The organism is Antarctobacter sp. (assembly GCF_048262615.1).
Lineage (GTDB): Bacteria > Pseudomonadota > Alphaproteobacteria > Rhodobacterales > Rhodobacteraceae > Antarctobacter.
Map to the genome: position 1 here is coordinate 99,744 of NZ_JBLXFB010000003.1, position 13,254 is coordinate 112,997.

Below are 13,254 nucleotides of genomic sequence, written 5' to 3' on the forward strand. Positions count from 1 at the left end.
CGCTCAGTACACCCAGCCAACCCCCGGCTCCCAGCGCAGCCCGGCGCGGGCCTTGCCGTCCGACAAACCGTTGGAATAGGGGAAATCGACGGCGGGCCGGTTGCAGGTCAGCGAGGCAATCTCACGCCCGCCTTGGGACACGGTCACCCCGCCATACATCGCGTTCGCCAGATTGTTGCCCTGATATTGCCGGTCCACCCCGCCGTGCACCAGATAGGTATAGCCGCCGTTGTAAAACGCGACCTCTTCCCAGATGTCGCGCCCGACGCCGGGCCATGGGCGATAGTCCAGCGTATCGTAGCGCTCGACCAGTTCCAGTTCGGGCCGCCCCTGCGGACCAAAGCGGTACACCGCGCCATAAGGTTCGGCGCAGACCTCCAGCTGTTTGGAGCTTCCCTCCACGCGGCACCACAAAAAGGTGGTGTCGGGAGACGAGCAGGCGGCGGCAGCGGGGCCGGCGGCCAAAAGGATCAGGGGCAATATGCGCAACATGGGACCTCGGGGGAAAAGGGTTTCCCCCCAAGGCTACCGCGAATTCATGCCCGCGCGATAGAGAAGGTTTTCCCGACCTCAGTCGAACTTGCGCGACGGGGCCAGCACCTTGGCCTCGCCGATCAGGACCTTCTTGCCGTCCACCGCGCAATGGGTTTCCAGCGTCACGCGGCGCTTGGCATGGTCGATATCGACCACCTTGACCTCGGCATAGACCACGTCGCCGGGGCGCACCGGGCCAAGAAACTTCAGCGTCTGGCCCATGTAGACCGTGCCATGCCCCGGAAGCTGTTCGCCGATCACCGCGGAAATCAGCCCCGCCGTCAGCATCCCGTGGGCAATCCGCCCCTCAAAGATGGTGTCCTGCGCATAGTCATCGTCCAGATGCACCGGGTTCCGGTCGGTCGACACCTCTGCGAACATTTCGATGTCCTGATCCGTCACCTGTTTGCGCAGGTAACGGGTCATCCCCATTTCGATGTCCTCAATGCAGATCGTGCCGCGAGGCATATTGTCCAACATCCGGCCCTCCATGTGCAAACCGCCAGGTAATAAACGCGCGCCATGACGGCGCTTTCGGTAATTTTATTACTTTGCGGACGCAGCAAAAGCAAGCGGAAACTGATCTAGCGCAGGGTGCCGATGGAATAGCTGGGGTTGATCATTTCCTTTTCCACATAGGCGTTTAGCGCGTCCGGATCGGGTTGCTGCGACGTTTTGGTCTCTGCCCGCGCCAATCCGCCGGTGATGAACAGGGAATCGATGTCCTCTCCCATCGCGCCGTCGATGTCGGTATGTGCGCCGTCGCCGATGGCCAGAATTCCGGCATCCTGCACCCCCTTGCGATGCTCCGACAGGCGGCGGCGGGCAAGGTCATAGATCGGCGGATGTGGCTTGCCGAAATACAGGCTCTCGCCGCCCATTTCGGTATACAGCTTCGCCAAAGCCCCGGCGCACCATTCACGGCGTTCGCCCCGGTCCACGACAATATCGGGGTTGGCGCAGAGCAGCTTCAGCCCCTTTTGCTTGGCATAGAGGAACTCGGGCCGGTTCACCGCCGGATCGGCGTGCGGATCAAAGGGGCCACAACAGATGATGCCCTCGGCCTCGTCCAGCGGAACCTGCTCGATCGGGACCGGGTTCTCGATGATGTGGAGCGGCTCGAAAAAGCTGTGGTCAAAGGGCTGGCCCATGAACCAGACCTTGGACCCGACCGCGCCGCGAAACATCGCCGCCCGCCCGCTGTCGCCGGAGGTGGCGATATCGTCCCACGCGTCCTGCGGCACGCCAAAGCGGTCCAACTGCTTGGCAACCTCATGGCGAGAGCGCGGCGCATTTGTCACCAGCACCACACAGCCGCCGCGCGCGCGATACGCCTGCAAGGCCTCGACCGCAGAGGGGATCGCCCGGATGCCGTCATGAACGCAGCCCCACAGGTCGACGAACAGCGCCTCGTAGCGGTCGGAAATCTCGGAAAGGGATTGGATGATCTGGGTCATGGCGGCGGTCCTCGTCACGCGTCTGATGACCCGGTCATCCCACATACCGCCGCCACTGGAAAGCCCGCCGCCACAGAGCGGCACAGGCGCGCGCGCCGGGATTGTAACAGGCGGGCGCCGGGGCGCGGCCCGTCAGGCCTGATTCATTCGCTCGACGTAGACGCGCATTTCCTCGGCGTCAGAGCGCGCCTCGCGCAGCCCGTCCATCGCGGCGGCCAGCTCTGCCTCGGTCTGGGCAAGCTGGTTCGTCAGCTCCGCCTCGCGCTGTTGCAGATAGGTGATCGCCTGATCGCGGGTCTCTTCGGCCTCGTGCAGTTCCTGGCTCATCTTTTCAAGCTGATCCATGTCGGCCTGACTGACCCGCTTGAACCGGTGCAGCAGCCAATGCGCGAACCACCCCAACAGGAAGGCGACGAACAGGATAATCGCGGTTGTCACGATGAATTCGGTTCTATTCATCCACTGTCCCTTCGCCCGCCGGGGGTTTGGCCGCATCCGGATCGGCCGCATCCGCCGCCACCGGATCCGAGTCGCCCGGATCTTTGCCCTCTTCACCTTCTTCTGCGACGGGTTTCAAGAGCTTGAATTCGATCCGGCGGTTGGCTTCGCGGCCTTCCTCGGTGTCATTGTCGGCGATGGGCAGCGCCTCGCCATAGCCTTTGACAGAGTAGGACCGCACCGGCACCCGCCGGGCGCGCAGCGCATCCAGCACCGCCTGCGCGCGGTCGCGGCTCAGTTCCTCGTTCATGATCTCGCGGCCCTGACTGTCGGTATGGCCGCCGACCTCAAGGGGTATGTCGCCGCACTGCTTCAGCAGATCGGCCAGTTCGTCCATCAACCCGTTGGCCGAGGCATCCAGCTTGGCCGACCCCGGTTCAAAGGTGATCTTGCGGTTGCCGATGATCTCGACAATCTTCGCCTCACATTCTTCGGGGGTGGGGATGGCGGCGATCGGGTCCAGCGCCTCGACATATTCGACGTCGATGTCAAAAGCGGTGGATTCGCCCAGTTTGGACACCAGCAGATCGGCGATCATGGTGCTGGCGTCGGCATTGCCGGTCTTGCCAGAAATGGTCAGCATGTCCGGGGTCACGGTGACAGAGCCATGCGCCAGCAGCGCCAGCGCCTCCATCCCGGCCAGCGTGCGCACCGACCAGTCGCTGGGCATGCCGTCGGTCACGCGCGCGGCGGTATAGACCGCGCCAGAACTGAACAGCGCGCGGGCATAGCTGTCCGCCGTCGACCGCGCCTGTTCCGAGCCCAGCCGCCCGCGCAGCTGCACGCCGCCTTCGGGGTTCAGGATGGCGACAAATTCAGGGGTGCCTTCGGGGGCCTCTTTGGGGGCCTTGGGCAACACCGCGTTCAGGGCAAACAGATCGGGCAGGGCGGCGTCCAGTTCCCCGACGATGCGGTCGAACTGGGCCTGATTGGTGCCCTCGTGGGCCACCAGCGAAATGTCGGCGTTGGAAAAGGTCAGCGTGCCGCCGCCCAGTTCGGCCAGTTTGGCGATCGAGATTTCGGCGGCATCGGCCCAGCGGCGCGACGGCACGCCCAGCCCCAGACGGCAGGTGGCCTTGCCCGCCAGCCCGACCTTGCCCGCCGCGCGCAGGATCCGGTCGCGCGCCTCTTCGGTGTCGGCGGAACAGGCATCGAACCGCGCGCCGCCGTCGTCAATGGCAAAGCGCAGCGTAAACGGAGAGATCACCGGGCGCGGCGCGGTCAGGTCCAGCGCAAGGCGCATGTTTTCCGGTTTGCGCCGGGTCAGCGCGGTTTCCAGACGGACGCGCGCCTCGGGGCTTTCGGTCATCGCCTTGATCGCCACGCGGCCCGGCTCGACCGACACCTTGGACCGCGGCAGGTCACGCAGGGCGGTCGCGGCATAGTCCAGCGCCGCGTTCCAGCCGTCCGGGGCGGGGAAGTCGGCGGTTTCCAGCAGGTCAGAGACCTCGACCCCGTCGGCCAGATCGCTGAACCGCGCCATCAGCGCGGCGCGGTCGGTGTCCATGGGCACAAGGCCGATCACCGAGACGCCCGCGTCATTGCGCAGGATTTCCACCGTAAAGCTGGGCGGCGCATGGTCTTCGGGTTCCACGACCAGCATCTGATCGATCACCCGGCTGGCGTCCACCACCCGGCCCGCCGCGCTCAGCGCCTGAAAGCGGGTCGCCTCGTCCGGGGCGGTCCCGAACAGAAAGACCTGCAAGCCGTTGGTATCGACCTCCGCCCAGGTCAGCCCATCGGTATCCAGTTCCGAAAGCACGCCGCTCAACGAGGCGCGTTCAACGGCGCGCGCGGCAAAGTTGGCGGTCACAAGGCTCAATCCGCCCGCAGCGAGAAAGATACCACCCGTGATAAACAGCGAGGAGAGGCGCATGGGCGCTGTGTTTTCCTTGTTATTTCAATTCCTGATACGCAAGCGCGGGGGCCTCTGCAATCAGGCGATCAGGGCGATGGCGAAAAACAGCACAGGCAACAGCCCCGCGTCCCGGTTCGACCTGAAAAGACTGAGCAACCGGTCGTTGTCGTCCAGCTTGACCCGGCCCAGCTGCCAGACCATGTGCCAGCCCATCGCCCAAGGCCCCGCGATCATCAGGATCAGCGCCAGCGGGTTGCCGTCCGGCGCGGCGGCGACCACCGCCAAACCCATCAACGCGACCGAGGCCACAAGGAATCGCTTCAGCCACTTCGGGGTCTCATCGCCAAACAGCCGCGCGGTGGATTTCACCCCGATCAGCGCGTCGTCCTCGGTGTCCTGATGGGCATAGATCGTGTCATAAAACAGCGTCCACGCCATGCCCGCCAGATACAACAGCACCGCCGGCCACTCCAGCCGCCCGCTGTGCGCCGTCCACGCCAGCAGCGCGCCCCAGTTGAAGGCGATGCCCAGAAACACCTGCGGCCACCACGTGAACCGCTTGGCAAAGGGATAGACCGCCACCGGCAGCAGGCTCAGCACCCCCAGCGCGATGGCGGCGGGCGGAAAGGTAATCAATATCCCGAAAGAGACCACCGCCTGCACCACCGCCCATCCCAGCGCCTGTTTCACCGTCACCTGCCCCGACGGAATGGGCCGCGAGGCCGTCCGCGCCACAGACCCGTCAATCCCCCGGTCGGTGATGTCGTTCCACGTGCAGCCCGCGCCGCGCATCAGCACCGCGCCAATCCCGCACCCGGCAAAGATCCACAGATCGAACCACCGCGCCTGCCCGTCGTGGATCATCGACAACAGCAACCCCCACCAGCACGGCAGCAACAGCAGCCAAGTGCCAATCGGCCGGTCCGCCCGGCTCAGCCGCAGATAGGGGCGCGTCCACGCGGGGGCATACAGATCGACCCAATTGCCGCGCACGGCATCGGCAACCTGACCCTCGGCCTCTGGTCTCTCTTGCGTGCCGGACATATGTTCCCCCAATGACAGTGCAGTCGCCAAAAATCCGCCTCTATGTAGAGCACCCCTTGGGGCAGGAACAACAGGTCGGCCTGTCGCGGGAGCAGGCGCATTACCTCTTCGGCGTGATGCGGCTGACCACCGGCGCGCAGGTGGCGCTGTTCAACGGCCAAGACGGCGAATGGCGGGCCGAGGTGACGGAGGCCGGAAAACGCGGCGGCACGCTGGAATGCCGCGCCCAGACCGCGCCGCAAACCCTGCCGCCTGACCTCTGGCTGCTGTTCGCTCCGATCAAAAAGGCGCGCACCGATTTCATCGTCGAAAAATCGGTCGAGATGGGGGCGCGCCGCATCCTGCCGGTCCAAACCGCCTTTACAAACTCTGAACGCATCCGGCAGGACCGCCTTCAGGCCCACGCGACAGAGGCGGCAGAGCAATGCGGCGCGACCTACGTCCCCGAAGTCACCGACCTCACCCGCCTAGACCGCCTGCTGGCCGACTGGCCCGCAGACCGCCAGTTGATGTTCTGCGATGAGGGCCGCGCGGGCGAACCCGCCACCCTGCCGCAGACCCCCGGCCCATGGGCCATCCTGATCGGCCCCGAGGGCGGGTTTTCCGACGCGGAACGCAGCAAACTGCACGCGCTGCCCTTTGCCCACCCGGTCGCCCTTGGCCCGCGCATCCTGCGTGCCGACACCGCCGCCGTCGCCGCCCTGACGATCTGGCAAACCACGCTTGGAGACTGGCAATGATCCGCCCCGCCAGAGGACAGTGGCGGAATGTACTGGTTGGACCATCTAAGATTTGGAAATGTCGACTAGTTTTGCATGACAGGAGTGCTTGATGCGCAACGACTTTGAAATCTGGATGGAGCGTCAAGGGTATGCTGAAAATACCCGAGGCGCGCAATTGCATCGCGTCGGTAAGGTTGAAAAATGCTATGGTCCCATTGACGATCTGATTGCTTCCAACACGTTTGAGGAAGTGATTCGAGAGCTCACTTACTCGACCGAAGATGAACGCCTTGGTCGCCCCAACCCGTCTCGAATTCAATTCAATGGCAATATCAGGAACAATCTGGCCTCTTACAAAAATGCCGCGCTGCGATATGGCCGGTTTCTGGAAGAAACCGACGGGGTTCCTCTCGACGACGAAGGCGACACAGAAGTCGAATTCTCTGATCGAGTCGCTACCGCCCAACCTGAGCGCCACAAACTGGCATTGGAAAGGGACATGCAAGCTGCGCTTCGTCGGGATATTTTGTCGCTAGGCAAAGACCTGAGCATTGTCGATGACGGTGTGGAGCGGTCCGTTGCCTCTGGCTACATCGATATTCTTTGCGAAAATGAAGCAAAGGACTTTGTCGTAGTCGAGTTGAAAGCGGGACAGACTGACCCGCGAGTCATTGCGCAAATCCTTGGCTATATGGGAGACTTGCTGGAAGAAGAGCCGGCGCGATCAGTGGCCGGAATTATCGTGGCGCATGAATTCGATAGACGCACAATTGCTGCGGCGCGGGCGATCCCGAATCTTCGATTGATGAAATACCATGTGCATTTCAGTTTCTCAGAGCTTGGCATAGCGCAATGATCCGCCCCGCCGCCGCCGCCGCGATCAAGCGCTGGCAAGAGGCGCTGATTGGCCTCGCCGTGATCGTTCTGGGCCTTTACTGGGCCTTCTTCACCGGCGGCGGCCTGCTGCACTGGATCGGCTACCTTGTGGTCGCGATTGGCCTGGCCCTCACCGTCACCGGCATTCAGCGGGCGCGCTTTCGCACCGGCGATGGCGGGCCGGGGGTTGTGCAGATCGTCGAACGCCGGATCAGCTATTTCGGCCCACTCTCTGGCGGCATCGTCGATCTGGACGCGCTGGAGGCGCTCAGCCTTGACCCGACCTCCAGACCGCCGGTCTGGCTGCTGATGGCTCCGGGCCAGCCGCGCCTTGAAATCCCGCTGACCGCCACCGGCGCGGACCAGCTTTTTGACGCTTTCGCCACCCTGCCGGGCATCCGCACCGAACACATGCTGCGCCAGATGCAAGAGCGCGCGGCGCACATCGTTGTCATCTGGCGCGCGGCCTCTGTGCGCGACGCGGCGCGTCGCCTGCATTGACACTCTGGCCGAATGGCGACAACAGAATAGGCCACAAAGGCCACCAGATCCGGAGCAAGACATGTCCATCCCTCAATCCGGCGGCGGGCCGATCACTTCCCAAGAGCAACTGGCCGAATATCTGGCCTCGGGATGCAAGCCCAAGGAAGATTGGCGCATCGGCACCGAGCATGAGAAATTCGGCTACTGCAAGGACACGCTGAAACCGCTGCCCTATGACGGCGACCGATCCATCCGCGCGGTGCTTGAGGGGCTGCGCGACCGCCACGGCTGGGATCCGGTCTCCGAAGGTGGCCACATCATCGGCCTGACCAAGGACGGCGCAAATGTCTCGCTGGAGCCCGGTGGGGCGCTGGAACTGTCCGGCGCGCCTTTGGAAACCATCCACCAGACCTGCGATGAGGTGAATGAGCACCTCCTGCAAGTCAAGGATATCGCTGACGAAATCGGCGTCGGCTTTATCGGGCTGGGGGCCGCGCCGATCTGGACCCATGACCAGATGCCGCTGATGCCCAAAGGCCGGTATAAGCTGATGGATGCCTACATGGATAAGGTGGGCACCACGGGCAAGGAAATGATGCGCCGCACCTGCACCGTTCAGGTGAACCTCGATTTCGCGTCAGAGGCGGACATGGTGCAAAAGATGCGTGTTGCCCTTGCCCTGTCGCCCGTGGCTACCGCGCTGTTCGCCAATTCACCGTTCTTTGAGGGCAAGCCGGTCGGCGTCAAATCCAAGCGGATGCAGATCTGGGAAACGCTCGACGATGCGCGCACCGGGATGCTGCCCTTTGTGTTCGAAGACGGCTTTGGGTTCGAACGCTGGGTCGACTACGCGCTGGATGTGCCGATGTATTTTGTCTACCGCGACGGGGTCTATGTCGACGCGCTGGGCATGTCGTTCCGCGATTTCATGGAAGGCGAGCTGCCCGCGCTGCCCGGCGAAACGCCCACCCTGTCCGACTGGGCCGATCACCTGACCACCGCTTTCCCCGACGCCCGGATGAAGAAATACATCGAGATGCGCGGCGCGGATGGCGGCCCGTGGCGGCGGCTTTGCGCGCTGCCCGCGTTCTGGGTGGGCCTGATGTACGACCAGTCCGCGCTGGATGCGGTCTGGGATCTGGCCAAGGGCTGGGACGCAGACACCCGCGAGGCGCTGCGCCTTGCGGCCACCCGCGACGGGCTTCAGGCGCAGGTGGGCAAGATCAACATGCACGACCTCGCCCGCGAAGTGCTGACGATCTGCGAGGCCGGGCTTGTCGCCCGCGCCCGTCCGGGGGCAGGGGGCCTTGTGCCGGATGAGACCCACTTCCTGAACGCGCTGAAGGAAAGCGTCGACAGCGGCAAGGTGCCCTCCGACGAACTTCTGGAGCATTACCACGGCGACTGGAACGGCGACCTGACCAAGATCTACGCGCAGTATTCCTACTGAGCGCCTGCTGACGGTCCAGGCAATCTTGCCAAGGTCACCCCGTTCTCACAGACCGACGCAGCCCCGGACTTGATCCGGGGCCTCGCGTCCATCTCTTGCGCCTTAATTCCTAACGCTTCGTGAAAACGTCTCTGTAACCTATTGAATTTACATGCCCCGGCACCTGTCCACGCGTGGACAGGTGCCGGGGCGTCTTCTCAATACCCGATCGCACAGCCATCCTTGCGCGGGTCCGAAGCCCCCTCAAGAACGCCATTCTCATGGATCATGATCGCCTGAGCGCCCCCGATCGGCGCGCCGGGCACCTCGATCTCATGCCCCCTCTCGGCCAGCGCGGCAAAGACCGCCTCATCATAGCCCCGCTCCAGCCTCAGCTTGCCTTTGTCGGCAAAACTCCGCGGCGCATCGAGGGCCGCCTGCGGGTCCATCCCATAGTCGATCATATTGGTCAGCACCCGCGCGTGCCCATTGGGCTGATACTGCCCGCCCATGACCCCAAAGGGCATGGCCACGCGTCCCTTTTCCATCAGGATCGCCGGGATGATCGTATGCATCGGTCGCTTGCCGCCGGCCATCTCGTTCGGATGCCCCTCTTGCAGGGTAAAGCCCGCGCCACGGTTCTGGAACAGGATGCCGAATTTGTCCGACGCAATCCCCGAGCCAAAGCTGTTGAAGATCGAATAGATCAACGACACCGCCATCCGGTCGCGGTCCACGACGGTGATATAGATCGTCTCGCGGTGGACCTCTTCGGCCAGCGCCGCCGGGGCGGTCATGACCCGTTTGGGGTCGATCAACGCCGCCAGACGCGCCGCCGTCTCGGGGCTTTGCAGGTGATCCAGCCGGGTCATATGATCCGCGTCGGCCAGAAACCGATTGCGCGCATCATAGGCCAGCTTGGCCGCCTCCGCCTCGATATGCACCCGGTCCGCGCCGAACGGCGACATCGCCGCCAGATCGAAATGCGACAGGATGTTCAGCAGCAGATGCGCCGTCACCCCCTGACCGTTGGGCGGGGTCTCCAGCAACGCGCGCCCCTTGTAGCTGCCCGACAGTGGCGGCGTGATGGTGCAGGCCGTCGCCGCGAAGTCCTCCAGCGTATGCGCCCCGCCCGCCGCGTTGAGCGCGGCGCACATGTCTTCGGCCACCTCGCCGGTGTAGAATCCGTCCCGCCCCTGCGCGGCGATGCGGCGCAAAACCTCGGCGTTGCCCGGCAGGCGAAAGATGTCGCCGACACGTGGCACGGCCCCGTCGTTCAGGTAATGCCTCTGCGCCGCGCCCTGCAACTGGTCCGAGCTTTCCATCCAGTCAAACGCCACGCGCGGCGCGACCGGCACGCCCTCATCCATATAGCGGATCGCGGGCGCGACGCAGTCCGCCAGACCCAGCCGCCCCCATTTTTCGGACATGGTGCAAAAGGCATCGACCGCGCCGGGGATCGTGACCGCAAAGGCGCTGGTGGGCGGAACGGCGCTGTGCCCGGCCGCCCGCAGCGCCGCGGCGCTGGCAGCGGCGGGCGCGCGCCCGGACCCGTTCACCGCGATGACCTCATCGCCGCCTGCGGGCGAGACCAGCGCGAAACAATCGCCGCCCAGCCCGGTCATCGCCGGTTCCGCCTGTCCAAGGATCACCGCCCCGGCCAGCGCCGCGTCCATGGCGTTGCCGCCGCGTTGCAGGATATCGACGGCGGCCCGCGCGGCCAGCGGATGAGACGTGGCGCAGATCCCGTTCAGGGCCATGACGGCGGATCGGCCGGGTTTGTGAAAATCGCGCATGTGCTGTCAGGCTCCCTCGTTTTGCCGGGTGAGCATAGAAGCGCGCCGCGCAAGGTCAATCTGGGGAGGGGAGGTTAAAGTCCTCGACGCCGCGCACTGGGTGGGGGCTGAAAACGCGCGACGCCGAGGGAAGCCATATGCAGCTACCCTTTTGGTATGCGACTCGATCGGGGCGGAAATGTGGTGCGCTGCGGGTAATCTCATGGCGGCACAGGGCGGTGCCAGCGATGCAAACGAACCAACTAGAATTGGGGGAAAGTAGCCTCGGCGCCGCGCACTGGGTGGGGGCTGAAAACGCGCGGCGCCGAGTGAAGCCATATGCAGCTACAGGGCCAAGACTGTCGGCAGATACAGGCGGGATTGAGGCGGGGGCGGGGCCATTTGGCGAACAGTGAGTGCGGCGCTGGCGCTACCCTCTCTGTGCGCCAGATGGCCCACGCGTCGTGGCGTGGTTATTGCGGCAGATCGGGGGACAGCGGAATTGCCAAGGTGAGATGGTTGCGCGTGCCGTCGTGGCAATAGCTCAGGTTCTCGCTGAGCGAGCGGATCAGGAACCAGCCAAAGCCGCCCTCCGGCAGGTCCTCGACCGGCACATCCAGATTGGCCGGCGCGCCCTCGGGGGGCGTGCCGCTGGGCATCGGCAGGCCGAAATCGGTGAACTCGACGGTCAGGCGGTCGTGCCCGAACCGGAGCTTGAGCAGGATGTCCCCGCCCGCCCGGTCCTGATAGGCATGTTCAACGATGTTGTTCAGCACCTCCGCGACCACCAGCTCCCAGTTGCAGTCGGGTGGTGGCGCGATGTCCTCACCCTGAAGCAGGTCGTTGATGTCGAGCAGCGTGGTCTGGACATCGTCCGGGGTACTGTCCATCCGGCAGGAAATCAGAAAGGCGCCGTCTTCCAGCCGCTCCGCTTGCATGAACTGTCGCTCCGGTCCGGGGGTCAGATACTGGCGGCGTCTTGGACGGATTGGTGGATGGCAAAGATCGAATCCATCCGGGTCATGCGAAACACCTTGTCGACGGCGGGGCGCAAGCCGGCCAGTTCCAGTGTGCCGCCCTTTGGCAACAGCTTCATCCCGGCGACGATCGCGCCCAGACCGCTGGAATCGATGAATTCCACCTGTTGCAGGTCCAGCACGTATCGCGGTTTGTCCGTGCCCAGAACCTCGCGCATGCGATCCTTGAACTGGATCGCGACTGCGGCGTCGATTCGGGTGGCGTCTACGGTGATGATATCGACACCGTCCTGAAGATGCGTGGTCAGTTGCATGCCGTCCTCTTTGTCTCGTGTCCGCTCAAGACTAGACGGCAATCCTTACCATTCTGTATGCAGATCCCGACAAAGGGAGACTTGCACATGCAGACTGTCGTGATCACCGGGGCGGCCCGGACACCGATGGGCGGATTTCAGGGCGTGTTTGCCGAACAACCCGCCAGCGTGCTGGGCGGCGCGGCGATCCGCGCGGCGTTGGCGCAGGCCGGCGGGCCCGTGGTCGATGAGCTGTTGATGGGCTGCGTTCTGGGCGCCGGTCAGGGACAGGCCCCGGCGCGTCAGGCGGGCTTTGCGGCGGGTCTCGGCGAAGAGGTGCCCGCCACCACCCTCAACAAGATGTGCGGATCGGGCATGAAGGCGGCGATGTTCGCCTGGGACCGGCTGGCGCTGGGCGAGGCGCAGACCATCGTCGCGGGTGGCATGGAATCGATGACCCAGGCGCCCTACATGCTGCCCAAGATGCGCGGCGGCGCGCGCATCGGCCACGGTCAGGTGGTGGACCACATGTTCCTCGACGGGCTGGAAGACGCCTATGACAAGGGCCGCCTGATGGGCACCTTCGCCGAAGACTGCGCCGAGGCGTTCCAGTTCACCCGCGAGGCGCAGGACCAATACGCGCTGGCCTCGCTGTCGAATGCGCTGGATGCGGAACGCTCGGGGGCCTTCGACGATGAGATCACGGCGGTCACGCTGCACATGCGCCACGGCGAAGAGGTCATCACCCGCGACGAACAGCCGGGCAAGGCGCGCCCCGAAAAGATCCCGATGCTGAAACCAGCCTTCCGCAAGGACGGCACGGTGACGCCCGCCAATTCCTCGTCGATCTCGGACGGGGCCGCCGCACTGGTGCTGTCGACGCTGGATGCGGCGATTGCCGTGGGCGCAACGCCGCGCGCCAAGATCCTTGGCCATGCCAGCCACGCACAGGCCCCTTCGCTGTTCCCGACAGCCCCGGTGCCCGCCGCCCGCAAACTGCTCCAGCGGATCGGCTGGAAGACCGGCGATGTGGACCTCTGGGAGGTGAACGAGGCCTTCGCCGTGGTCCCCATGGCCTTCATGAAGGAAATGGGCCTGCCGCGCGACATCGTGAACGTGAACGGCGGTGCCTGCGCGCTGGGCCACCCCATCGGGGCGTCGGGCGCGCGGATCATCGTCACGCTGCTGAACGCTCTGGAAAAGCGCGGGCTCAAGCGCGGCGTGGCGGCGATCTGCATCGGCGGCGGCGAGGGGACGGCCATCGCCATCGAGCGGATCTGATCTTCGCGTTTCTTCTGTCCTGAAATA

At 64.5% G+C, this 13,254-nt stretch carries 14 protein-coding genes; 5 read left to right on the forward strand and 9 right to left on the reverse strand.

The features are described from left to right. Positions 1–3 precede the first annotated feature (3 nt). From ACN0S5_RS04215 to ubiA, 6 genes are all read right to left on the reverse strand, one after another. Positions 4–492, reverse strand: coding sequence for a hypothetical protein (locus tag ACN0S5_RS04215; protein WP_417206257.1), 489 nt, complete (start codon positions 490–492; stop codon positions 4–6). A gap of 78 nt (positions 493–570) precedes the next feature. Beyond that, complete coding sequence (locus ACN0S5_RS04220) at positions 571–1,014, reverse strand: MaoC family dehydratase (protein ID WP_218450734.1); 444 nt, start codon at positions 1,012–1,014, stop codon at positions 571–573. Between the two features lie 104 nt (positions 1,015–1,118). Beyond that, positions 1,119–1,991, reverse strand: a complete 873-nt coding sequence (locus tag ACN0S5_RS04225) for an HAD family hydrolase (RefSeq protein ID WP_417206259.1) — start codon at positions 1,989–1,991, stop codon at positions 1,119–1,121. A 132-nt stretch (positions 1,992–2,123) separates the two neighbouring features. Beyond that, positions 2,124–2,450 (reverse strand): hypothetical protein, encoded by a 327-nt coding sequence (locus ACN0S5_RS04230; RefSeq protein WP_417206260.1) that lies wholly within the window; start codon positions 2,448–2,450, stop codon positions 2,124–2,126. Further along, positions 2,443–4,365, reverse strand: coding sequence for an OmpA family protein (locus ACN0S5_RS04235; RefSeq protein WP_417206262.1), 1,923 nt, complete (start codon positions 4,363–4,365; stop codon positions 2,443–2,445). The genes ACN0S5_RS04230 and ACN0S5_RS04235 overlap by 8 nt, the downstream gene beginning before the upstream one ends. A 60-nt stretch (positions 4,366–4,425) precedes the next feature. After that, positions 4,426–5,391, reverse strand: coding sequence for a 4-hydroxybenzoate octaprenyltransferase (gene ubiA / locus ACN0S5_RS04240; protein WP_417206263.1), 966 nt, complete (start codon positions 5,389–5,391; stop codon positions 4,426–4,428). A gap of 11 nt (positions 5,392–5,402) precedes the next feature. Here ubiA and ACN0S5_RS04245 point away from each other — a divergent pair, with 11 nt between their 5' ends. The 4 genes from ACN0S5_RS04245 (at position 5,403) to ACN0S5_RS04260 (ending at position 8,922) form a co-directional block, all read left to right on the forward strand. Then, the gene (locus tag ACN0S5_RS04245; RefSeq protein ID WP_417206265.1) at positions 5,403–6,131 is read left to right on the forward strand and encodes a 16S rRNA (uracil(1498)-N(3))-methyltransferase; all 729 of its coding nucleotides are present in this window, start codon (positions 5,403–5,405) and stop codon (positions 6,129–6,131) included. 91 nt (positions 6,132–6,222) lie between these two features. Continuing rightward, complete coding sequence (locus tag ACN0S5_RS04250; RefSeq protein WP_417206267.1) at positions 6,223–6,969, forward strand: endonuclease NucS domain-containing protein; 747 nt, start codon at positions 6,223–6,225, stop codon at positions 6,967–6,969. After that, complete coding sequence (locus ACN0S5_RS04255) at positions 6,966–7,490, forward strand: hypothetical protein (RefSeq protein ID WP_417206269.1); 525 nt, start codon at positions 6,966–6,968, stop codon at positions 7,488–7,490. Before ACN0S5_RS04250 ends, ACN0S5_RS04255 begins: the two co-directional genes overlap by 4 nt. Positions 7,491–7,551: 61 nt before the next feature. Further along, on the forward strand, positions 7,552–8,922 hold the full coding sequence (locus ACN0S5_RS04260; RefSeq protein WP_417206271.1) for a glutamate--cysteine ligase: 1,371 nt from the start codon (positions 7,552–7,554) through the stop codon (positions 8,920–8,922). A 197-nt stretch (positions 8,923–9,119) separates the two neighbouring features. On the opposite strand, the gene ACN0S5_RS04265 is transcribed toward ACN0S5_RS04260, so the two are convergent. The 3 genes from ACN0S5_RS04265 to ACN0S5_RS04275 all read right to left on the reverse strand — a co-directional run bounded on the left by ACN0S5_RS04265 (position 9,120) and on the right by ACN0S5_RS04275 (position 11,967). Next, entirely contained in the window at positions 9,120–10,697 is a 1,578-nt protein-coding gene (locus ACN0S5_RS04265) for a gamma-glutamyltransferase family protein (RefSeq protein WP_417206272.1), read from the reverse strand. Positions 10,698–11,149: 452 nt separating this feature from the next. Further along, complete coding sequence (locus ACN0S5_RS04270) at positions 11,150–11,614, reverse strand: ATP-binding protein (protein ID WP_417206274.1); 465 nt, start codon at positions 11,612–11,614, stop codon at positions 11,150–11,152. A gap of 23 nt (positions 11,615–11,637) precedes the next feature. Further along, positions 11,638–11,967 (reverse strand): STAS domain-containing protein, encoded by a 330-nt coding sequence (locus tag ACN0S5_RS04275; protein WP_417206276.1) that lies wholly within the window; start codon positions 11,965–11,967, stop codon positions 11,638–11,640. 87 nt (positions 11,968–12,054) lie between these two features. Here ACN0S5_RS04275 and ACN0S5_RS04280 point away from each other — a divergent pair, with 87 nt between their 5' ends. Beyond that, entirely contained in the window at positions 12,055–13,227 is a 1,173-nt protein-coding gene (locus tag ACN0S5_RS04280; protein WP_417206277.1) for an acetyl-CoA C-acyltransferase, read from the forward strand. Positions 13,228–13,254: the final 27 nt, after the last annotated feature.

Coding starts and splice junctions, on each gene's coding strand:
- ACN0S5_RS04265 (WP_417206272.1), bottom strand. CDS start 10,697: ATGCGCGATTTTCACAAACCCGGCCGATCCGCCGTCATGGCCCTGAAC.
- ACN0S5_RS04260 (WP_417206271.1), top strand. CDS start 7,552: ATGTCCATCCCTCAATCCGGCGGCGGGCCGATCACTTCCCAAGAGCAA.
- ACN0S5_RS04250 (WP_417206267.1), top strand. CDS start 6,223: ATGCGCAACGACTTTGAAATCTGGATGGAGCGTCAAGGGTATGCTGAA.
- ACN0S5_RS04220 (WP_218450734.1), bottom strand. CDS start 1,014: ATGTTGGACAATATGCCTCGCGGCACGATCTGCATTGAGGACATCGAA.
- ACN0S5_RS04280 (WP_417206277.1), top strand. CDS start 12,055: ATGCAGACTGTCGTGATCACCGGGGCGGCCCGGACACCGATGGGCGGA.
- ACN0S5_RS04275 (WP_417206276.1), bottom strand. CDS start 11,967: ATGCAACTGACCACGCATCTTCAGGACGGTGTCGATATCATCACCGTA.
- ACN0S5_RS04235 (WP_417206262.1), bottom strand. CDS start 4,365: ATGCGCCTCTCCTCGCTGTTTATCACGGGTGGTATCTTTCTCGCTGCG.
- ACN0S5_RS04230 (WP_417206260.1), bottom strand. CDS start 2,450: ATGAATAGAACCGAATTCATCGTGACAACCGCGATTATCCTGTTCGTC.
- ubiA (WP_417206263.1), bottom strand. CDS start 5,391: ATGTCCGGCACGCAAGAGAGACCAGAGGCCGAGGGTCAGGTTGCCGAT.
- ACN0S5_RS04255 (WP_417206269.1), top strand. CDS start 6,966: ATGATCCGCCCCGCCGCCGCCGCCGCGATCAAGCGCTGGCAAGAGGCG.
- ACN0S5_RS04245 (WP_417206265.1), top strand. CDS start 5,403: ATGACAGTGCAGTCGCCAAAAATCCGCCTCTATGTAGAGCACCCCTTG.
- ACN0S5_RS04215 (WP_417206257.1), bottom strand. CDS start 492: ATGTTGCGCATATTGCCCCTGATCCTTTTGGCCGCCGGCCCCGCTGCC.
- ACN0S5_RS04270 (WP_417206274.1), bottom strand. CDS start 11,614: ATGCAAGCGGAGCGGCTGGAAGACGGCGCCTTTCTGATTTCCTGCCGG.
- ACN0S5_RS04225 (WP_417206259.1), bottom strand. CDS start 1,991: ATGACCCAGATCATCCAATCCCTTTCCGAGATTTCCGACCGCTACGAG.